The organism is Kribbella sp. NPDC056951 (genome assembly GCF_042674205.1).
GTDB classification, from domain to species: domain Bacteria; phylum Actinomycetota; class Actinomycetes; order Propionibacteriales; family Kribbellaceae; genus Kribbella; species Kribbella yunnanensis.
Genome location: NZ_JBHUQZ010000012.1, coordinates 214,354 through 234,699 on the forward strand (window position 1 = coordinate 214,354; position 20,346 = coordinate 234,699).

A 20,346-nucleotide genomic window follows, 5' to 3' on the forward strand; every position below is an offset into this window, starting at 1 on the left:
GGTGAGTGGTGTGGGTCCCACCGAGGGCACAAAGAAAGAGGCCGTCTCGGCGAGACGGCCTCATGGATGCGTGTGAACGCTGGGTGACCGCCCTAGACGGCCCACCACAGCTGCAGATTCGTGTTCACGAGTCAAGATTAGCTCACTGTGGGCGATCGGTCTGCACTTGTTCTGCAAATTCTGTAACGCTTTGCAGTCCGGCAGCGATGAACCGGCTGTTGGACCCGCTGCTGACCCAGCGCTCGGGCGGGCCGGCGCAGCCTGGGAGGGGTGTTGCGCCGCCCGCCCCAATCGGTTTGTCAGGATGAGGTCATGACGGTGCAGGTACGGCGACTTGCCGAGGACGACTGGGGAATCCTGCGCGAGGTCCGGTTGCGCGCCCTGCTCGAGGCCCCGGACTCCTTCTACCAGACGTACGGCGGCTCGGTCGCGCTGACCGAGGAGGACTGGCGGTCCCGGTTGCGCGCCACGGACAAGGTTTCGATGCTGGCCGAATCCGACGGCCGACCGGCCGGGATGGTCGTGGGCGCCCCGGCGGGACCGGATGAGCGCGACCCGGACGCCGCGCTGATGCTTTCGATGTGGGTCGACCCCGAATTCCGCGGTCAGCGGGTCGCTGACGCGCTGACCACCGAGTTGCTCGCCTGGTCCCGGGAGCAGCAGTACAAGCGCTTGCTGCTCTGGGTGTACGCCGCCGCGCCGCGGGCGGCGGCGTTCTACCGCCGGGCCGGCTTCGAGCCGACCGGACGCGTCGAGACGTTCTACGACCCGACGCGTCCGCTCACCCTGATGTCCCAGACGCTCTAGGCGGTCGGCACCAGGCTGAAGTCGATCGCGTCCAGCTCGGTGTAGCACTCACCCTTGGCGAAGGTGATCGTGTTCTTGCCCGCGTTCAGCGGCAGGTCGATCTTCACGGTGCCGGGCAGCTCCCAGCCGTACGACGGGTACACGAGGACGGTCTGCGGTCCGCCGTTCGCGCTGACCTTGTGCGAGCAGTTCGTGCCCATCCCGTTCGCGTACCGGACCCGGATCCGGTAGTTGCCAGCGGCACCGACCTCGAAGTTGAACTTGACGAAGCTGGTCTCGGCGTCGATGTATCCGATCTTCGCCCCACCGGAGTTGGTGACGTTCGGGACGCGCCTGGTCGGCGCCCCGCTGATCGACGCGTTCGCGCTCTGCTCCGCCTCAAGCCGGGTGGTCTGCACTCCGGTCAACGCGTTGTACCAGCGGATCGCGGCCTTGGACGCACCGCCGTAGTACGGGTGCCACATGTCGACGAACTCGTAGGGCTGAACGATCGGGATGTTCGCGTCCAGCGCCGTGACACTCTTGCCAGCGGCAACCTTTGCGGCGGCGATGCCCGGGATGGTCGCGTTGAAGGCGGCGACGCGGCTGTAGTGGTCGGCGTTGGCGAGCTGCGGGATCGTCGTGACGAACACCTTCACGCCCGGCCGGGTGTTCGTGATGGTGTCCAGCAGAGTCGACAGTCTGCCCGGCGCGGTGCCGGCCGAGGCGTCGTCGTACATGTCGTTGGTGCCGATCTGCAGCGTGATCACGTCCGGCTGGTACGTGTTCAGCCAGCCGACGATGTTGTCCTGGATCCCGGTGATCGTCCAGCCGCCGTGGCCCTCGTTGTCGGGGTCCATCAGCGTCGTCGGACCGCTGACCATGGAGCCGACGAAGTCGACCGGCCGGCCGTCCGCCTTCAGCAGCTGCCACAGGTCGGCCCGGTAGGACCCCTCGCGGGCGCCGGTGGAGGCGGCCGTGTTCGAGTCGCCGAGCGGCATGATCTTGGTCGGCGTCGCCCGCTCGATCGGTACGGCGGGACCGTCGGCGGCGGGCGCGGTCGTGGCGCCGGTGACGGTGGCGGCGGTGACGGCGCTGCCGATCAGGGCCGCGGTACCGAGCAGGGCGGGCAGTGCGCGAGTGATCGCACGCATGAGGTTTCTCCTCGAGGTGGGCGGGCCTTACGTGGCGCATCGATCCTGAGCCGGTGCCGAGGCCCCGGCAAACCTTTCGACCGACCCTGAACATCTGGTGGACCGCTATGGTCGGATCCATGAGTGGTGAGGCGAGACTGGTCTTCGAGGATGCTCTGACGAAGTACGACTTCGGGCGCGGGCATCCGATGAGTCCGATCCGGGTCCAACTGACCATCAAGCTGGCGCGGGAGCTCGGCATCCTGGACCAGCTCTCGGTGGTCCCCGCGCCGGTGGCGAGTGACGAGCTGTTGCGCACCGTGCACACGGCCGAGTACGTCGAGGCGGTCAAACGGGCCGGCGAACATCCCGACGTACCGGATCTGGAGCACGGTCTCGGCTCGGACGACACCTACAACTTCGCCGGGATGCACGACGTCAGCGCCCAGATCGCCGGGGCCAGCGCCGAGGCCGCGCGGTCGGTCTGGTCGGGGGAGGTGCTGCACGCGGCGAACATCGCGGGCGGCCTGCATCACGCGATGCCGAACCGGGCCAGCGGGTTCTGCGTCTACAACGACCCGGCGGTCGCCATCCAGTGGTTGCTCGACCAGGGCGCCGAGCGGGTCGCGTACGTCGATGTCGACGTGCACCACGGCGACGGCGTACAGGAGGTCTTCTACAACGACCCCCGGGTGCTGACCGTGAGCCTGCACGAGTCGCCGACCACGCTCTTCCCCGGGACCGGTAGCGCCGGTGAGATCGGTGGGCCGGACGCTCGCGGGTCAGCGGTGAACATTCCGTTGCCGCCGGGTACCGGGGACGCCGGTTGGTTGCGGGCGTTCCACGCGATCGTGCCGGATGTGGTTCGGGCGTTCCAGCCGTCCATCCTGGTCACGCAGCACGGGTGCGATTCCCACGTGGAGGACCCGCTGGCCCATCTGACCAAGACGGTCGACGGGCAGCGAGCGGCGTACTTGGCCCTGCACGACCTGGCGCACGAGGTGTGTGACGGGAAGTGGGTGGCCACCGGTGGCGGCGGCTACGCGATCATCGACGTCGTCCCGCGCGCCTGGAGCCACCTGCTGGCGATCGTCGCGGGCAAGCCGGTCGACCCGCAGACTTTGGTGCCAGAGGCGTGGCGCGAGGAGGTGCGCATCCGGTTCGGCCGGGTCGCGCCGCTGCGGATGACCGACGGGCGCGATCCCGAGTACATCGACTGGTCGGCCGGTTACAACCCGGACACCTGGCTGGACCGGTCGATCAAGGCCACCCGGGATGTCGCTTTCCCGTACCTCGGCCTTGACCCCACGTACTGACTTCGTCACAGGATCGAGTCACACGAGTCCCCCTCTTTCCCATTCGCACCAACAGCCACTACCCTCGACACATGCACGGACGGAGGTGCCGGAGGGGAAGCCGGCGCACGATCCGTGCTGGAAGTGCGGTGCGCAAATGGCATCAAAGAAGTCCGGTGGTGAGCAGCCGCTCGCAGAGGTGAAGTTCCTGACCGTGGCAGAGGTTGCCACGGCCATGCGCGTGTCCAAGATGACGGTGTACCGCTTGGTGCACTCCGGAGAGCTGCCCGCGGTGCGGGTAGGTCGTTCGTTCCGGGTGTCGGAGGACGCAGTGCACGACTACCTCAAGGGCGCCTTCTTTCAGGCCGGATAACCACGAGAGAGGCGGCCGGATCCCTAGTTCGGGGACCGGCCGCCTCGTCATGTCTTCAGGGTGCGCAGCAGCGCGGTGAGCTGCTCGATCGTCTCTTGTGGGACCCCGGTGAAGTGATCGTGGTGTGCCTGTGAAGTCGCGATGACCGCCTCTTCGGCCGCCTTCACACCCGCCTCCGTGAGGCGGATCTGGGTGCCGCGGCCGTCGACGGGATCCGGCTCGCGGTCGACGTAGCCCCGCCGTACGAGCTGGTTGATCACGTTGCTCGTGCCGCCGGAGGACAGGAACAGGTTGCGGCTCAGGTCCGACGGCTTCTGCCGGTACGGCGTTCCTCCGCGGCGGAGCGCGACGATCACGTCGTACTCGGCGCCGGTCAGGTTGAGCTCCCGGAGCACCGGCCGGACCGCCTGCCCCAGCCCGTCGGCCAGCAGCATCACCCGCTTGCCCAGCTCGCTGGTCGGGTGCAGCGCCTCGGGCAGCTCCTGCTGCCAGGCCGCGATGATCCCGTCCACCCGATCGGTCGTCATGGTTGACAGTCTAGATGCCTTTGGTGATAGCTTTTGAGAAAGCTTTCCACTGAGGGGATTTTCTGATGCGCATGCTCGTCCAAGGCGGCCTGGTGATCGACACTGCGCCGGAAGTGGTGGTGCGGCCGGAGACCGACGTACTGATAGAGGACGGCCGGATCGCTGCTGTCGGACCGGGGCTGTCCGCGTATGGTGCGGAGGTGATCGATGCGCGCGGGCGGATCGTGCTGCCCGGGTTCGTCGACACCCACCGGCATCTGTGGCAGACCGCGCTGCGGGGGATCGGGGCTGCGGGGGATCTCGGGTTCTATTTCGACAAGGTGATGCAGGCGCGCGGGACGCGGTACCGGCCGGAGGATGTTGCCGCGAGCAACCTTGTCGGCGCGCTCGAGTGCCTCGACGGCGGTATCACCACCGTGCAGGACTACTCACACGTGCAAGGCTCGGCAACCTTCGCCGAGGCCGCCATCGACGCCTTGGACCGCAGCGGCATCCGAGCCGTCTTCGGCTTCGGCCCCTCACCCCTCGTCGGTGGTCCCGTCGATCCCCTCGAGATGCGCCGGGTCGCTGCCTTGGCCTCCGACCGCATCACCATCGCACTCGCCTCCACCGGTCCCGCCTACGCCCCGCTCGACGTAGTCCAAGCCGACTGGGCCCTGGCCGCTTCACTCGGCCTGCCCATCGTCACCCACATCGACCGCAGTCACCTGACTGAGACGCCGATCACTGACCTGTCCTCGGCAGGCCTACTACGCCCGGACACCGTCTACGTGCACGGCAACAACCTGTCTGATGTGGAGCTCAAGCTGATCGCCGAATCCGGCGCCTCAGTCTCCGTCACCCCCGCCGTCGAGTCCCGCCTGGAAATGGGCGCCCCCACAGCCGCCCGCCTGAAAGCCCTGGGCGTCCCCCTCAGCCTAGGCATCGACACCGTCACCAGCGCCGCCGGCGACATGTTCAGCACCATGCAACAAATCCTCGCCCTGGGCCACAACGCCTTCACCACCGCCGAAGTCCTCCAACTAGCCACCATCGCCGGCGCCCAAGCCCTCAACCTCCCCGACATCGGCTCCCTTGCCCTAGGCAACCAAGCCGACCTCATCCTCCTCCGCGCCACCGACCTGAACCTCGCCGGCGGCTTCCAAGACCCAGTAGCCACCGTCGTAACCTCCGCCCACCCCGGCAACGTAGAAACAGTCCTAGTAGGAGGCGCGGTGGTAAAGCGCAACGGCCACCTACAAACCACCCCGCCCCAAGCAGCCCTAACCGCCCTTACCACCTCCACCACCCACCTCTTCCCTCACGTGGTCAGCGCGTAGAAGTCCCCTCCGACCACACCACCCCCCACTCCCCGAGACCACACGTGGGGTGGGCGGCTGCTGGGGGCTTGAACAGGAAGTGGTGGGCTGGGACAGGGCATAGCTTGTTCAAGGCCACGGCGTGGTGTTCTGGGCCACGTGAGCTGGCTCGATTCGGCTGCTGGGGTGCAGCGGGCTGAGGAACGAGTATGTGGTTAGCGTTTGAGGAGGTCCATCAGAGCGGTGACGACTTCTTCGGGGCGTTCTTCGGCGAGGAAGTGGCCGGCGGTTGTGGTTTGGTGGCAGAGGTTGGGGGCCCAGGCACGCCAGAGGGTGGCGGCGTCGAAGCCTAGGGCGGTGCCCCAGTCTTGCTGGATGACGGTGACGGGCATCTGGAGTTTGTTGCCTGCGGCAAGGTCTTCGGTGTCGTGGGTTACGTCGATGGTGGCGGAGGCTCGGTAATCGGCGACGATGGAGGGGATGGCGGCTCGGGAGGCGTCCAGGTATGCCGTTCTGATGTCGGCGGGGATCGCGGTGGGGTCCTCGGTCCAGGCGTCGAGGAAGTGGCCGAAGAAGGTGTCGGGGGCGCCGGCGATCAGCGTCTCGGCGAGGCCTGGGGGTTGGGCCATCAGGTAGAGGTGGAAGCCGACGGCTGCGGTGGTGCCGCGCATGACGTTCCACATGTCGAGGGTGGGGAGGACGTCCAGCGACAGGAGGTGCGTGACCACCTCGGGGTGGTCGAGTGCTACCCGGAAGGCGACCAAGGCGCCGCGGTCGTGGCCGGCTAGGGCGAAGGTGTCGTGGCCGAGGGCGTCAGCTATGGCGACGATGTCTGCGGCCATGGTGCGTTTGGCGTAGCCGTCTACTGGTTTGTCGCTGGCGCCGTAGCCGCGGAGGTCGGGGCAGATGACGGTGTGCTCGGTGGCTAGCTTGGTGGCTACGTGCCGCCACATCAGGTGCGTCTGCGGGAAGCCGTGCAGCAGGACGACCGGCGTACCGCTGCCGCCGACTGCGACGTTGAGTTTGACGCCGTCGACGCCAGGGAGTTGGTGGTACTCGAATCCGTTGATCTTCACCCGGCCAGCGTCGCGGGTGCGGATGAGCGCTGGATGAGCACGTTACGGTGAGCGGGTGGAGTTCGGGGTGCTCGGGCCGGTGGTGGCTTGGGACGATGCGGGGCAGCCGGTTGCGCTCAAGGGGCCGCGGCATCGGGCGGTACTGGCGCGACTGATCGTGGCGCGTGGCCGAGTGGTACCGGCGACGCGGTTGGTGGACGACCTGTGGCCGGATCCGCCGGATGGTGCACTGAGCGCCATACGGACGTTTGTGGCCGCACTGCGTCGTTCTCTCGAGCCGGATCGCGCACCGCGGTCCAAGCCGCAGTTGTTGGTGACCGAGGGGCCTGGGTATGCGCTGCGGACAGATGCGGTCGATGCCTGGCGTTTTGAGGAGGCTGTTGAGGCGGGGGAGTACGAGACTGCGCTGGGGTTGTGGCGCGGTCCTGCGTACGCCGACTTTGCGGATGAGCAGTGGGCGCAGGGGGAGCGTGCACGGCTGACCGAGCTGCGGTTGCTGGCGGTAGAGCGGTTGGCGTCGGCGCGAGTGACGGCGGGGCAGGCTGCGGCGGCTGTGGCTGAGCTGGACGCGCATGTGACCGACCATCCGTGGCGTGAGGAGGGCTGGCGGTTGCTGGCGCTTGCGCTCTACCAATCCGGTCGGCAGGGCGACGCACTCGCCGTACTGCGGCGTGCTCGCGCCATGCTGGTTGCGCAGCTCAGCCTCGACCCGGGGCCGGCGCTGGCGCGACTGGAGGAGGACATCCTCAACCAGGCCGCGCACCTGCAGCCGGCGTCGGTGTGGACCGCAACAGCTGCGGCCTATCAGCGGACTGCAGGCCCCCGGGCTCAGCTGGAATCAACGGTCGGATTGCTGCGCAGTCTCGCGGTGACTGGCGAGCTTGCCGAGGTACGGCGGCATCGGCTGGCCGCGATCACGGCGGCCGAGGAGCTCGGTGATGCGGATCTGGTGGCGCGCGTGATCGGGGCGTACGACGTACCGGCGATCTGGACGCGGTCGGACGACGAGGCGCAGGCCGCGGCGATCGTTCGTGCGGCCGAACGTGTCCTTCCGACCCAGGATCACCCGACGATGCGGGCACGGCTGCTGGCCACAATCGCCTTGGAATCAAGGGGGTCCAGTGCCTCGCGACCGTTGGAAGCCGCGAAGGAGGCTGAGCAGGTCGCGCGTACGCTGGACGATCCGTCCGTGCTCGCTTTCGCGCTGAACGGTGTCTTCATTCAGTCCTGTCGCGAGGCCGGTCAGTCGGTTGTTCGTGATGGGATCGGCGCCGAGTTGATCGCACTCGCCGAGCGGCACGCACTCCCGGCGTACGAGATCCTCGGGCACTTGATCCGCCTGCAGTCCGCGTGCGCCGGCGCCGATTATGTTGCTGCTGACAACCATTCCGCCGCGGCTGACGACCTGGCCGCTCGCCATGACTCGCCGCTCGTCGGCGTCTTCACCCGCTGGTACGACGCCCTCCGCGCCGACACCCCGGACGCCTACCTGAGCGCCGCCGCTCAACACCCCGCGACAGCCATGCCAGGCCTGGACGCCGGCCTTCTCACCCTGGCCCTAACCACCCAAGCCATCCGCCACGGAACTCCCCTCCCCGAACCCGACCGCGGCCCCCACGCACCCGACCGCCACCACGGCTCCCAGACCCCTCACCGCCATCACGATCCCCACAGCCCTCGCGCCAACCTCGATCCCCTCACCTCTCGCGGCGACCTCGATCCCCACACCGCTTACATCCACCCCGGTCCCCACACCCCCGACCCGGCCCCGGGCCTGTTCCTCGAACTGCACTGGACGCTGATCGCCCGCGCTGCGCGTACCCGCGGCGACGACGAGACGCTCGCCCGAGCGCGCGCCGTACTGGCTCCGGCCGCAGCCGAGCAAGCCGGCGGCCAATCCGGCCTGCTGACCCTCGGCCCGATCGCCGACTATCTCTAGAGGTCGGTGGGGGAGCCGGACTCGGATTGGCGGTCGGCGGCGGTGCGTTGTTCGTGGTGGGCGTGGTGTGAGGTGGGGCGGTAGGCCTCCTCGTACGCCGCGACTGCGCCGGCGAGGCCTGATCCGCCGCGGCCCTTGGCCCACCTGGCGAACCAGGTGAGTCCGGCCAGTACGACGAGCAGTCCGCCGACGAAGAGCGCGTACGCCACTCAGGCCCGCTTCCTCGCGCGTACGGCGAGGGAGTGGGGGACGCCGGGGCCTTCGGGCTCGATGAAGCGCTCGAGGACGAGGCCGGTGCTGAGGAAGGCGTTGAGGTAGTCGGCGAGGGGGACGTGGCTCATACCGATGTGGTGGCGAATGCCGTCCTCACCCCACCACGGTGCGGGCTCGTGCCAACCAGGTTGCCGGTACGTCGTGTGCGCCGTCCGGCTGCCGTCCTCCCCGTAGACGACATGCGGACCGTTGAAACACGGGTGCACGCCGTACTCGATCATGACCCCGCCTGGCCGAAGCACACGCGTCGCTTCGCGCAGTACGTCGCCGAAGTCGTCGACGTCGGTGGAGATCCACATCACCATCACGGTGCCGAACGACTCGTCGGGGAACGGCAGCGCGGCCGCGTCACCGACCATCAGCGGGCCGTCGGTGCGGGTGCGGGCCAGGCGAAGTTGGTCGGACGAGTAGTCGAGGCCGACCACCTCGCGGCCGCTGGCGCGGATGGTTTCGAAGTTCCGGCCGGTGCCGCAGCCGATGTCCAGGCAGGGGCCGGAGCCCTCGCCGAGCAGCTCGAGCAGACCGGGTTGATGCGGCTCCCCGCCGATCACGAAACGATCGTCGTACCAGTCGGCCAGACCGTCGTACCGGGCGTTGGTGACAGTGTTCATCGAGCCTCCCCAGACGTGATCTCCACCCTACCCAAGGCCCGCTTTAGGTCCACGCCGTCACGTACGGGTAAGCTTTGCCGACGTTCTCTTTGAGTTTGGATGGTCCACTGTGGGTTCCGTAATCAAGAAGCGCCGCAAGCGTATGGCGAAGAAGAAGCACCGCAAGCTGCTGAAGAAGACGCGGGTTCAGCGCCGCAAGCTCGGCAAGTAAGCCCCGCCTTTTGTAGGTAGGGTCCGCCGCGCCCCGTATTTGAGGGCGGCGCGGCGTTCAGTGGGGTTGCTGTCTGGCTGGGGGCTTCTCGTGGCACAGGTGGTAATGGTGACCGGCGTCTCGCGAGACGCCGGTGCTCGTTGTGCCCGCAGACTGGCCGACGATCCGTCGATCGGCACGGTGCTCGGTATCGACGTGGTTCCGCCACGCGCCGAGCTGGGCCGGGTCCGGTTCGTGCGAGCGGATATCCGCAACCCCGTGATCGCCAAGGTGATCGCTGCCGAGGACGTCGACACTGTCGTCCACACCGGCGTGGTGGCCACCCCGGGGAGTGCCGGCGGCCGGTCGTCGATGAAGGAGATCAACGTCATCGGCACCATGCAGCTGCTGGCCGCGTGCCAGAAGGCGCCCGGCGTGGCCAAGCTGGTGGTCAAGTCGTCGACGACTGTGTACGGCGCTGGTCCGCGCGACCCCGCGATGTTCACCGAGGAGATGGCGCCGCGGGCGATCCATCAGACCGGGTTGAGCAAGGACGCGGTCGAGGTCGAGGGGTATGTGCGCGGGTTCGCCCGGCGCCGCCCCGATGTCTGCGTGACCACGCTGCGGATGGCGAACTGGATCGGCCCCAAGACCGACTCCCCGATGACCCGGTACTTCGGACTTCCCGTCGTACCGAGTCGTCGCCGATCCCCACATTGGTCGCCACGTTCTCGATACTGCGCTTCATCCCGTACAACGTGTCGCCGGGCATCGCCTGCTGCGCGGCAGCGGCCGAACCGATGCCACCTCCCAGCAGCACCAGCGCGGCGGTACTGGCCACGAGCCGGATGCGCCGGCCATGACGATGGCGGATATCTGTCACGGACGCGTCGACGTCCTCGCCACTCGGCGGGTCGTCGGAGCTGTCAGGGGTGCTGCGCACCATGGTCGGGGTCGTGGTCGCCGCGCGGGCGGTCGCCTGTTCGAGCAGACGGTGCCTTAGCTCGGCGCTGAACTCCGGCCGAGGTGCAACTGCGCCGGCGGTCCTCAGCCGTCCGACGAGTTCTACAGCCTCTTCCAACTCCGGGTCATCGCTCAGTCGCGAAGAGTGACGGGGCCCGTGATCAACGGCGTGCGCGAAGGTCTCCGCGCGCGCTCGAGCCCTGTGTAGGTCACTCATGGATCTCGTTCTCCTCAATGGCCAGTCGGGGTCACCGACAGGTCCTCACGAGGGAGAACGATGAAACTCCCTGACGGGTTACGGAAGACTGTCGTTGTCATCCGTCTCACCTCAAGTCCTTGGGGATAACCTTCGCCAAGTGCCGGACGGCCCTCAGTTGCAGTTGCTTGACGGCGCCTTCGGACTTCTCCAGCGCCCTGGCCGTTTCCGCGATCGACAAACCGGCGAAGAACCGCATCGTCAGGCAGTCGCGTTGTTCGTCGGGCAAGCCCGCGACGGCGTCCCGGAGCACCTCGGCGGTGGCGGCGGCCAGGACGTCGACCTCCGGCCCCTCGGTCTGCCGGTCGTGCGTCTCGATCTCGTCCGTGACCACCTCGAGCCGGACCCGGCCGGACTTGTAGTGGTCGGTGATCAGGTTCCGGGCGATCGTCACCAGCCAGGCGCCGAAATCCCGGCCCTGCCAGCGGAACGAGTCCAGTGCGCGCAGCGCCCGGACGAACGTCTCGCTGGTCAGATCCTCGGCGAGTGCCGATGAGGACACCCGAGCGTAAATGTAGCGATAGACGGTGAGCGAGTACTCGTCGTACAGCTCACCGAAGGCACCGACGTCTCCAGCCTGAGCGCGATCGACGAGCTCGGCCCGTCGCATCCCGTCCGGACTTGGCTCCGGCGTCGTCAAGTTCTCTCCCCGTTCGAAAGACACGTCGTCTGACACATCCGCGCATGGCCACAACGGCTGTGACGACATACGAGCACTGAGCGTTATGCCTTCAGTACTCGCTGTCAACAGCTTGTGGCGTGCCGCCTTCCCGTCGGTCGATCGTCACGAATGCGCCAGCGGACTGCTCCCGTCACCACCTGATGACGCAATGCAGCCTGCTGTGGGGTTGTCGCGCATGGTCTCCCCGGACGCGGACGGGGTTTCTGCAGTGTGAGGTTCAGCAGAAGCAACATCCGCGAGTTCACCTGTATATCTCCCGTTACGCTCCGCTGCAACCATTCCGGGTGCGCCGGTCCCTCGATGAGCGTGCGACGGCCATGGCAGACTCAGCGGGTGGACTTCAACTTCGCGGACCTTCTTCGTGACACAGCGCGACGTCACGGCGATCGGATCGCGCTGGTCGACGGCGACCGGCGACTGACCTGGACCGAGCTCGACGAGGCTGTCGAAACCGCTGCCCGCGGGTTCGCCGCGGCCGGTCTGGTGCCCGGGTACCGGGTCATCCTGCTGCTGGCCAACAGCATCGAGTTCGTCACCTCCTACCTGGGCGTTCTTCGTTCCGGACTGGTCGCCGTACCGCTGAACACCGGGCTGACGAAGCCCGAGGTGGACACCGTCGTGGCGCACTCCGGGGCTCGGCTCGCGATCACCGACGAGGACCTCGCGGGGCTCGTCGAAGGGGTCCGGACGGTGCGGGCCGGCGACATCCAAGGTGACGCTGTGTTACAGCCGACTCTCGATGCCGAGACACTCGCAGTCCTGCTGTACACCTCGGGAACCAGTGGAGATCCGCGGGCGGCGATGCTCACGCACCGCGCTCTCGCGGCAAACGTGAAGAATCTCTCCGGCCTCGGCCCCGACCGAATGGGGCCCGAGGACGTGGTGCTCGGCGTGCTGCCGATGTTCCACGCCTTCGGCCTGAACGCAGTCCTCGGCTGGACCGTCGCGACCGGCGCGGCCCTGGTCATCGACCAGCGCTTCGACCCCGCGCACACGCTTGAGTTGGTCAAAGAGCACGGAGTCACCCGGTTGCCGCTGGCCCCGCCGGCTCTGCATGCGCTGCTGACTCGCCCAGACCTCCGTACGGCGCTCTCCGTCGTGAAGGTGGTGTTGACCGGTGCCTCGGCGCTGGATCGCGGCCTGGCCGATCGTTTCGAGCAGGAGACCGGCCTCTTCGTCCACCAGGGCTACGGCCTGACCGAGGCATCCCCAGGTGTGACCACGACCCTCGGTGAGGGCGAACCGAAACCCGGTTCGGTCGGTCGCGCGCTGCCGAATGTCGAGGTCCGGATCGCCGACGAGCAGGGTGAGGACGTCGAGGGCGACGACCCCGGCGAGATCCTGATCCGCGGTGCGAACGTCTTCTCCGGCTACTGGCCGGACGGTGTGGACGGCCCGGACAGCGAAGGCTGGTACCGCACCGGCGACGTCGGTTTCCTGGATTCCGACGGTGACCTCTTTCTGGTTGACCGACTGCGCGAGCTGATCATCGTGTCCGGGTTCAACGTCTTCCCCAGCGAAGTCGAGGACGTGCTGGTCGGGGCGGACGGCGTACTGGAGGCCGCCGTGATCGGGGTGCCGTCCGAGGACACCGGCGAGGCGATCAAGGGATTCGTCGTACCGGAGCCTGGTGTGACGCTGGAGCCGAGCAGAGTCCTGGAGTACGCCGGGACCCGGCTGGCGCGGTTCAAATGCCCGAGCGAGCTCGAGATCGTCGAGCAGTTGCCGCACTCCGTCACCGGCAAGGTGGCCAAGGGCCGGCTCCGGGCGGAGGGATGAGCGCGCGGGTCACGCTCTACGGCAAGCCCGGCTGTCACCTCTGTGACGACGCCCGGACGATCGTCGAGGCGGTCTGCGCCGAGCTCGGGGTGGCGTGGACCGAGGTCGACATCACCCAGGATGACGCCCTGTTCACGCAGTACGGCGAACAGATCCCGGTCACCTTCGTCGACGGCAAGCAGCACGATTTCTGGCGGGTGGACCCGGCGCGGCTCCGGAAGGCGCTCAGCGCTTAGTGCTCTCGGTCACCCTGGGGTTCGCCGATTTTGTTCTCACGTTCACAAGCTCCTAGAGTAAGAGGAGCCGCAGGGTACTGAACGCGGCTGATGAGAACCACCCCCCAGGAGAATTGTGACGCGTGCCAGCAGCCGTCGTCCCGGCCCGCCGACGAGAACCGAACGCGGCATCCCCGAGGCGACTGTCGCGCGCTTGCCGGTCTATCTGCGGGCGCTGACCGCGCTGTCGGACAGTGGTATCGCGACCGCGTCGAGTGAGGACCTGGCCACCGCGGCCGGCGTCAACTCCGCGAAGCTCCGCAAGGACCTGTCCTACCTGGGCTCCTACGGCACCCGCGGCGTCGGGTACGACGTCGAGTACCTCCGCTACCAGATCGCCCGCGAGATCGGCGTCACCCAGGACTGGGCGGTCGTCATCGTCGGGATCGGAAATCTCGGTCACGCACTGGCGAACTACTCCGGTTTCGGCACCCGCGGGTTCCGGATCGTCGCCCTGCTGGACGCCGACCCGAAGCTGGTCGGCGAGCGGATCGGCGACATGGAGGTCCGCGACTTCGCCGAGCTCGAGCACATCGTCGAGACCGACCGGGTCTCGATCGGCGTCATCACCACCCCCGCCGGTCCGGCCCAGGAGGTCTGCGACCGGCTGGTCGCGGCCGGGGTGACCAGCATCCTGAACTTCGCGCCGGTGGTGCTGTCCGTGCCCGACGGTGTCGACATCCGCAAGGTGGACCTCTCGATCGAGTTGCAGATCCTGGCGTACCACGAACAACGAAAGTCCGGAGAGGTGGCGCTCCCCCAGGTGCCCGAGCTACCCACGCCCAACGGTCTCGCTTCGGATCTGCCCGCTGTGGGTGGAGGTGTGGGGGCATGAGTTACCTGGTTGTCGGGATCAGTCACCGGTCCGCGGACATCAACGTGCTGGAGCGGGTCGCGCTCGATCCGGACGCGGCGACCAAGCTCGCGCTGGCCGTGCAGAACACCCCGGCCGTGACCGAGTCCGCCGTACTGGCGACCTGTAACCGCACCGAGGTCTATGCGACCGTCGACCGCTTCCACGCCGGCATGGACGAGGTCACCGCGATCCTGTCCGACGTCACCGGCGTACCGCTGATCGATCTGGCCGAGCACCTGTACGTGCACTTCGAGGAGGGCGCGGTCGCGCACCTCTTCCAGGTCGCGGTCGGGCTGGACTCGATGATCGTCGGCGAGAGCCAGATCGTCGGTCAGGTGAAGGAGACGCTGCGCGTCGGCCAAGAGCTCGAGACGATCGCCACCGACCTGAATGCCCTTCTGCAGCACGCATTGCGGGTCGGCAAGCGGGCGCGGACCGAGACCGGGATCGACTCGGCCGGTCGCTCGGTCGTGTCGGCCGGGCTCGAGGCAGTCGGTGGATTCGAAGGCCGTCGCGCGCTCATCGTCGGCGCCGGCTCGATGGCTTCGCTGGCCGCTCAGACATTGCTCAACGGCGGCGCCGCGAGCGTGGTCATTGCCAACCGCAACTATGAGCGCGCGGTCCTGCTGACCGAGCGCATCGGCGGTACGGCGATCCAGCTGGCGAACGTCCCGGACGCACTGGCCGAGGCCGACCTCGTGGTGTCCTGCACCGGTGCACGCGGAGTCGTGCTGACCGAAGAGATGATCCGAAACGCCAGTGACGGAAGGCCTTTCGGCGTGCTGGACGTTGCGCTGCCGCGCGATGTCGCACCCGAGGCCGCCCGGATTCCTGGCGTCCGCCTCGTCACGCTGGCGGATCTCGCGGGCACTGCCGGTGGCAGCGAGGACGACATCGAGGATGTACGGCGGATCGTCGGCGAGGAGACCGCTGCTTTCGAGGGGACCCGGCGAGCCGCTTCGGTAGCGCCGACCGTCGTTGCCCTGCGGGCGATGGCCAGTGAGCTCGTCGATTCCGAGCTGGCCCGGCTCGACCGCCGGTTGCCCGGCCTGGACGAGAACGAGCGGCACGAGGTGGCCCGGACGATCCGCCGGGTCGTCGACAAGGTGCTGCACAACCCGACCGTTCGGGTGAAGGAACTTGCCGCCGATCCCGGCGGACCGACGTACGCGAACGCGCTGCGCGAACTGTTCGCTCTCGACCAGGCGACGGTCGACGCGGTGACGACGCCCAAGGCGCGCGGAGGTGAGCACGCATGATCCGACTGGGAACCCGGCGGTCCGCACTGGCGACCGTTCAGGCCAACCTGGTGGCCGACCAGTTGCGCGCACTCGGGCACGAGGTCGAGCTGGTCCCGATCGTCACCACCGGCGACGTGAACCTGGCGCCCATGCAGCAGATCGGTGGCACCGGTGTCTTCGTCAGCGCCCTGAGGGACGCGCTGATGGCTCGGGAGATCGACATCGCGGTGCACTCGCTCAAGGATCTGCCGACCATTCCGGTCGAGGGCCTGACGGTCGGCGCGATCCCGGTCCGCGAGGATCCGCGCGACGTACTGATCGCTCGGGACGGCCTCACGCTGGGTGAACTGCCGCAGGGCGCCCTGGTCGGGACGGGCTCGGCGCGCCGGGTCGCGATGCTCGACGGGCTCGGTCTGGGGCTCGAACTGACCGGGATCCGCGGCAACGTGGACACCCGGATCAAGCTCGTCACGGACGGTAAATTGGACGCGGTGGTCCTTGCGAGGGCAGGGTTGTCCCGGTTGGGACGGCTCGCCGAGGTGACCGAGACCCTGGATCCGATCCAGGTTCTGCCCGCTCCCGGACAAGGTGCCCTGGGCATCGAGTGCCGCGCGGACGACACCGAAGTACTGGCCGCACTGGCCCCGCTGGAGGACCCGGCCACCCGGGCAGCGGTGACAGCGGAACGGCAGATGATGGCCACACTCGAGGCAGGGTGCTCGGCTCCGGTCGGAGCACTCGCCGAGGTGGTCGAGGGTGAGGACGGCCCCGAGCTCTGGTTGCGGGGCGCGCTCGGCCAGGACGACGGGGTCCGACGGCTCTCCGCGAACGGGCCGGTGGACGACCCGGTGTCCCTCGGCATAGCGCTGGCGAACGAGTTGCTGGAGCGCGAATGACACCACCGCCACAGGGCACGACGACAGCCAAGAAGACAAGCACCACGAGGACGAGGGCGAAGGCAGACGTGAGCAGCGCACAGACAGCAGCCTCCACCGCGACATCCGCGACACCTCAGACAGTGCCGGCCAAGGCTGCCACGACGAGCGCGGCCAAGCAGCCGAGACCACTCGGCCACGTCACGTTCGTCGGCGTCGGCCCGGGTGACCCCTCGCTGCTGACACTGGCCGGACGCGACGTCCTGGCCGGTGCGGACGCGGTGGTCGTCGAGGGTCCGGAGCACGACGCCTTCCTGGCGTACTGCAAGCCGGGTGTCGAGGTGATCGACGGCTCCGGCGCCGAGGGCAGCCGCGCACTGCGCGTCGCCGCTCGCGGCCGGCTGGTGGTGAAGACCGCCAAGTCCGCGGCGAACGTCGTACGGCTGCTGACCGGTGACCCGTTCACCTTCTCCAGCGGCGCCGAAGAGGCGGCCGCGTGCCGCAAGGCGGGCATCGGCTTCAACGTGATCCCCGGTGTCAGCGAGGTGAGCGCGGTCCCGACGTACGCCGGAATCCCGCTGACCATGAAGAACGACCGCGAGGTCACGGTCGTCGACCTCGCCGAGGCCAAGCTCGACCTGAGCCGCCTGCACACCAAGCAGACGCTGGTCCTGCTGAACGCGACCGACGTCCTCAAGGACACCGTGGCCGCGCTCGTCGACGCCGGCTTCGACGCCTCGACCCCGGTCGCGGCAACCGTCGGCGGCACGACGACCGCGCAGACCAGCGTGGTCGGCACCCTCGAGACGATCGTCGCCGACCTGCGCGCCGCCAAGGTCACCGGCGAGGCCGTGATCGTGGTCGGCACCGTGGTCGAGCAGCGCGAGGCACTGTCCTGGTTCGAGACCAAGCCGCTGTTCGGCTGGCGGATCCTGGTGCCGCGCACCAAGGACCAGGCCGGTCCGCTGATGGACCGCCTCCGCCGGTACGGCGCGATGCCCGAAGAGGTACCGACGATCTCGGTGGAGCCGCCGCGCAACCCGCAGCAGATGGACAAGGCGATCCGCGGGCTCGTCGAGGGCCGCTACGAGTGGGTCGCGTTCACCTCGGTCAACGCGGTCAAGGCGGTCCGGGAGAAGTTCGACGAGTACGGCCTGGACGCGCGGGCGTTCTCCGGGCTGAAGATCGCCGCGGTCGGTGACAAGACCGCCGAGGCGATCGGTGCCTGGGGCATCCGTCCGGACCTGACCCCGACCGGTGAGCAGTCCGCGGCCGGTCTGGTCGAGGACTGGCCGCCGTTCGACGAGGTGCTGGACCCGATCAACCGGGTGTTCCTGCCGCGCGCCGATATCGCGACCGAGACGCTGGTCGCGGGTCTGACCGATCTCGGTTGGGAGGTCGACGACGTGACGGCGTACCGGACCGTCCGGGCCGCCCCGCCGCCCGCGCCGACCCGCGAGGCGATCAAGTCCGGCAAGTTCGACGCGGTGGTCTTCACCTCGTCGTCCACGGTCCGGAACCTGGTCGGCATCGCGGGCAAGCCGCATGCCTCGACGGTGATCGCGGTGATCGGCCCGGCCACGCTGAAGACGGCCGAGGAGCACGGACTGCGCGTCGACGCGATGGCGGATTCGCCGTCCGCCGAGGAGCTGGCCGACGCACTCGCCCGGTTCGGTGCGAACCGGCGTGACACCATGGTGGAAGCGGGCGAGCCCGTGACCCGCCCGTCAGAACGTCGTGCAGGTTCTCGCAGGAAGAGCTAATGCTGTGACTGGATTCCCGGATGTGAGGCCCCGGCGGCTGCGGTCGTCGAAGGCGATGCGCAGGCTGGTCGCGGAGACCACGATCGAGCCGCGGCAGCTGATCCTGCCGATGTTCATCCGGGAAGGCGCGCGCGAGCCGCTGCCGATCTCGTCGATGCCGGGCGTCTACCAGCACACCCGGGACACCGCGCGGAAGGCGGTCGCCGAGGCGGCGCAGCTGGGGCTCGGCGGCGTGATGCTGTTCGGGGTGCCCGAGGAGAAGGACGAGGTCGGATCGGGTTCGCTCGATCCGGACGGCATCCTGAACGTCGCGATCCGGGACGCGGTCAGCGAGGCCGGCGACTCGTTGCTGGTGATGTCGGACCTGTGCCTGGACGAGTTCACCTCGCACGGACACTGCGGCGTACTGGATGCCGAGGGCCGGGTCGACAACGACGCCACGCTGAAGATCTATGCGGAGATGGGCGTCGCGCAGGCCTCGGCCGGTGCGCACATCGTCGGTCCGTCCGGGATGATGGACGGCCAGGTCGGCGTCGTACGGCGGGCGCTGGATGCGGCGAATTTCCAGGACACGGTGATCCTGGCCTACGCGGTGAAGTACGCGTCGAGCTTCTTCGGCCCGTTCCGCGAGGCCGTGAACTCGTCGCTGCAGGGCGACCGGAAGACCTACCAGCAGGACGGCGCGAACGCGCGTGACGCGATCCGCGAGGTCGACCTCGATATCGCCGAGGGTGCGGACATCGTGATGGTGAAGCCCGCGCTGCCGTACCTCGACATCATCCGGCAGGTTCGCGACCACGTGAACGTGCCGGTGGCGGCGTACAACATCTCCGGTGAGTACGCGATGGTCGAGGCGGCCGCGGCGAACGGCTGGATCGACCGCGAGCGGGCGATTCTCGAGACGCTGACGTCGATCCGGCGTGCGGGTGCGGACCAGATCCTCACGTACTGGGCCGCGGAGGCCGTCGGCCTCCTTGAGCGCCGCTGAGCCACCGTCGCGTTAGTCTCAAGGGGACGTTTGCCCTGAGAGAGGTGTTCGCATGTCCACCACGGACCCGGCCGACCAGCCGAACGAGGCGCTGCAGGCTGCCCGCGACCAGTTGCAGGCTGCTCGGTCCGAGCTCCAAGGTGCCGAAGCGGCTCTGCGCGCGGCCCTGGACGAGACCGAGGACGATCAGTGAGTACGCCAGCCCAGGAGCAGCAGCGTGCCGCCGTACTGGCGGACACCGCCTTCAGGGCGCTGACCGCTGCCCGGGTGTCGCTCGGCGAAGCAGCCGACACGACGCGGGACGTCGACAACTACCTCCGGCGCAGCGAGGAAGACATCTTCGAGTTGCCGCCGCAGGCGAACCGCGTCCGGGAAGCGGAAGAACCGGCCCCGTTCCAGCGGAACGCGCAGTACCTCGCCGGTCAGGTGGATGATCGGCTGCGCGCCGGCCGGCGGGGGATCGACGAGGTTCGTGACCGCCTCGGGGACGGCGCTCGCGCGCTCAAGGCGAGCCGGGAGGCGCTGACCGAGCTGTCGGAGCTGCCCGTCGAGCACGACCAGGCCGCGATGTCACGCCTCGCGCACCAGCTCGACACCTTGGACAGAGCCGTCGACAACTTCGGCGAGAGCATCAACCACGCCGACCGTCGCCTGGTCGCCGCCCGCGAGGCCCTCGACCCCTTGCTGAACTCCAGTCAGTACGTCGACGACCGCCAGGCGACTGCTGCCCGCATCACCAACGTCGCGGAGTCCCTCGACACCCAGCTCATGCAGACCCGGGCCGGCCTCAGGACCCTCAACGAGGGCTTCGACGACGCACGCGGCGACGCCAACCAGGCCAAGGGTGAGTCCGCCGAGCTGGCCAAGGCCTTCCACGCGGCCGCCAACCCCACCCCGCGCGCGGACCAACACCCCCAGAAGGCCGCCACCGACGCCGCCCACAAGCCCAAGGAATCCGAGATCACCTCCCGCCTCCGCGACCTCTAGCCCTTCCCCATCTGGTGGGTAGACCCATCCGGTGGCGGGTTGGCCAACGCGACTCCGGTGGGCCAACCCGCCATCTCGTGGGCATACCCCAATGCCGCTTAGTTAGCTGGTGGGTTTTGGTGTCAAGTGGGGTGTCGGTGGACGTGAAGCAGCGGAACTCCCGGTAGGAAGCGATTGTCC

The 20,346-nt window shown here is 68.3% G+C and carries 22 protein-coding genes; 16 read left to right on the forward strand and 6 right to left on the reverse strand.

Translation table 11 applies throughout. The features are described 5' to 3' along the window. The first annotated feature begins 312 nt into the window (after nt 1-312). On the forward strand, nt 313-807 hold the full coding sequence (locus ACFTSF_RS34175) for a GNAT family N-acetyltransferase (protein ID WP_380158816.1): 495 nt from the start codon (nt 313-315) through the stop codon (nt 805-807). On the opposite strand, the gene ACFTSF_RS34180 is transcribed toward ACFTSF_RS34175, so the two are convergent. Further along, a complete protein-coding gene (locus ACFTSF_RS34180; protein ID WP_380158818.1) occupies nt 804-1,940 on the reverse strand; it encodes a GDSL-type esterase/lipase family protein in 1,137 nt (378 codons plus the stop codon). The two genes, ACFTSF_RS34175 and ACFTSF_RS34180, sit on opposite strands and share 4 nt — an antisense overlap. A gap of 119 nt (nt 1,941-2,059) precedes the next feature. Here ACFTSF_RS34180 and ACFTSF_RS34185 point away from each other — a divergent pair, with 119 nt between their 5' ends. Both ACFTSF_RS34185 and ACFTSF_RS34190 read left to right on the forward strand, forming a co-directional pair. Beyond that, on the forward strand, nt 2,060-3,235 hold the full coding sequence (locus ACFTSF_RS34185) for an acetoin utilization protein AcuC (RefSeq protein WP_380158820.1): 1,176 nt from the start codon (nt 2,060-2,062) through the stop codon (nt 3,233-3,235). A gap of 136 nt (nt 3,236-3,371) precedes the next feature. Next, entirely contained in the window at nt 3,372-3,587 is a 216-nt protein-coding gene (locus tag ACFTSF_RS34190) for a helix-turn-helix domain-containing protein (protein WP_012923942.1), read from the forward strand. A gap of 47 nt (nt 3,588-3,634) precedes the next feature. On the opposite strand, the gene ACFTSF_RS34195 is transcribed toward ACFTSF_RS34190, so the two are convergent. Beyond that, on the reverse strand, nt 3,635-4,114 hold the full coding sequence (locus ACFTSF_RS34195; protein ID WP_380158822.1) for a MarR family winged helix-turn-helix transcriptional regulator: 480 nt from the start codon (nt 4,112-4,114) through the stop codon (nt 3,635-3,637). A gap of 65 nt (nt 4,115-4,179) precedes the next feature. Here ACFTSF_RS34195 and ACFTSF_RS34200 point away from each other — a divergent pair, with 65 nt between their 5' ends. Then, a complete protein-coding gene (locus ACFTSF_RS34200; RefSeq protein WP_380158824.1) occupies nt 4,180-5,433 on the forward strand; it encodes an amidohydrolase family protein in 1,254 nt (417 codons plus the stop codon). Between the two features lie 194 nt (nt 5,434-5,627). On the opposite strand, the gene ACFTSF_RS34205 is transcribed toward ACFTSF_RS34200, so the two are convergent. Beyond that, nucleotides 5,628-6,488 (reverse strand): alpha/beta fold hydrolase, encoded by an 861-nt coding sequence (locus tag ACFTSF_RS34205; protein WP_380158826.1) that lies wholly within the window; start codon nt 6,486-6,488, stop codon nt 5,628-5,630. Between the two features lie 55 nt (nt 6,489-6,543). Between ACFTSF_RS34205 and ACFTSF_RS34210 the strand changes: the two genes are divergently transcribed. Then, nucleotides 6,544-8,427 (forward strand): BTAD domain-containing putative transcriptional regulator, encoded by a 1,884-nt coding sequence (locus tag ACFTSF_RS34210; protein ID WP_380158828.1) that lies wholly within the window; start codon nt 6,544-6,546, stop codon nt 8,425-8,427. Here the strand turns inward: ACFTSF_RS34210 and ACFTSF_RS34215 are convergent. Both ACFTSF_RS34215 and ACFTSF_RS34220 read right to left on the reverse strand, forming a co-directional pair. Further along, entirely contained in the window at nt 8,424-8,636 is a 213-nt protein-coding gene (locus tag ACFTSF_RS34215) for a hypothetical protein (protein WP_380158830.1), read from the reverse strand. The genes ACFTSF_RS34210 and ACFTSF_RS34215 overlap by 4 nt on opposite strands. Beyond that, complete coding sequence (locus ACFTSF_RS34220) at nt 8,637-9,311, reverse strand: class I SAM-dependent methyltransferase (RefSeq protein ID WP_380158831.1); 675 nt, start codon at nt 9,309-9,311, stop codon at nt 8,637-8,639. 109 nt (nt 9,312-9,420) lie between these two features. On the opposite strand from ACFTSF_RS34220, the gene ACFTSF_RS34225 reads away from it, so the two are divergent. Both ACFTSF_RS34225 and ACFTSF_RS34230 read left to right on the forward strand, forming a co-directional pair. Next, nucleotides 9,421-9,522, forward strand: a complete 102-nt coding sequence (locus ACFTSF_RS34225; protein WP_008356322.1) for a 30S ribosomal protein bS22 — start codon at nt 9,421-9,423, stop codon at nt 9,520-9,522. Between the two features lie 105 nt (nt 9,523-9,627). Next, nucleotides 9,628-10,515: an NAD-dependent epimerase/dehydratase family protein gene (locus ACFTSF_RS34230; RefSeq protein WP_380158858.1), complete on the forward strand. Its 888-nt coding sequence runs from the start codon at nt 9,628-9,630 to the stop codon at nt 10,513-10,515. A gap of 272 nt (nt 10,516-10,787) precedes the next feature. Here ACFTSF_RS34230 and ACFTSF_RS34235 read toward each other — a convergent pair whose 3' ends face one another. After that, nucleotides 10,788-11,360 carry a sigma-70 family RNA polymerase sigma factor gene (locus ACFTSF_RS34235; RefSeq protein WP_238161031.1) on the reverse strand — a complete coding sequence of 191 codons (573 nt, stop codon included), beginning with the start codon at nt 11,358-11,360 and terminating at the stop codon, nt 10,788-10,790. Between the two features lie 375 nt (nt 11,361-11,735). Here ACFTSF_RS34235 and ACFTSF_RS34240 point away from each other — a divergent pair, with 375 nt between their 5' ends. The 9 genes from ACFTSF_RS34240 to ACFTSF_RS34280 all read left to right on the forward strand — a co-directional run bounded on the left by ACFTSF_RS34240 (nt 11,736) and on the right by ACFTSF_RS34280 (nt 20,166). Continuing rightward, nucleotides 11,736-13,181, forward strand: coding sequence for a class I adenylate-forming enzyme family protein (locus ACFTSF_RS34240; protein ID WP_380158833.1), 1,446 nt, complete (start codon nt 11,736-11,738; stop codon nt 13,179-13,181). Further along, nucleotides 13,178-13,417, forward strand: a complete 240-nt coding sequence (locus ACFTSF_RS34245; protein ID WP_380158835.1) for a glutaredoxin family protein — start codon at nt 13,178-13,180, stop codon at nt 13,415-13,417. The genes ACFTSF_RS34240 and ACFTSF_RS34245 overlap by 4 nt, the downstream gene beginning before the upstream one ends. Before the next feature lie 115 nt (nt 13,418-13,532). Beyond that, nucleotides 13,533-14,291 carry a redox-sensing transcriptional repressor Rex gene (locus ACFTSF_RS34250; protein ID WP_344164819.1) on the forward strand — a complete coding sequence of 253 codons (759 nt, stop codon included), beginning with the start codon at nt 13,533-13,535 and terminating at the stop codon, nt 14,289-14,291. Continuing rightward, nucleotides 14,288-15,571, forward strand: a complete 1,284-nt coding sequence (locus ACFTSF_RS34255) for a glutamyl-tRNA reductase (protein ID WP_344164816.1) — start codon at nt 14,288-14,290, stop codon at nt 15,569-15,571. The genes ACFTSF_RS34250 and ACFTSF_RS34255 overlap by 4 nt, the downstream gene beginning before the upstream one ends. Then, a complete protein-coding gene (hemC, locus tag ACFTSF_RS34260) occupies nt 15,568-16,449 on the forward strand; it encodes a hydroxymethylbilane synthase (protein ID WP_344164813.1) in 882 nt (293 codons plus the stop codon). Before ACFTSF_RS34255 ends, hemC begins: the two co-directional genes overlap by 4 nt. After that, nucleotides 16,446-18,191 (forward strand): uroporphyrinogen-III synthase, encoded by a 1,746-nt coding sequence (locus ACFTSF_RS34265; RefSeq protein ID WP_380158839.1) that lies wholly within the window; start codon nt 16,446-16,448, stop codon nt 18,189-18,191. Before hemC ends, ACFTSF_RS34265 begins: the two co-directional genes overlap by 4 nt. Nucleotides 18,192-18,213: 22 nt before the next feature. After that, nucleotides 18,214-19,179: a porphobilinogen synthase gene (hemB, locus tag ACFTSF_RS34270; protein ID WP_380158841.1), complete on the forward strand. Its 966-nt coding sequence runs from the start codon at nt 18,214-18,216 to the stop codon at nt 19,177-19,179. Nucleotides 19,180-19,231: 52 nt separating this feature from the next. Continuing rightward, entirely contained in the window at nt 19,232-19,372 is a 141-nt protein-coding gene (locus ACFTSF_RS34275; protein WP_165952801.1) for a hypothetical protein, read from the forward strand. Beyond that, a complete protein-coding gene (locus ACFTSF_RS34280) occupies nt 19,369-20,166 on the forward strand; it encodes a hypothetical protein (RefSeq protein WP_380158843.1) in 798 nt (265 codons plus the stop codon). The genes ACFTSF_RS34275 and ACFTSF_RS34280 overlap by 4 nt, the downstream gene beginning before the upstream one ends. Nucleotides 20,167-20,346: the final 180 nt, after the last annotated feature.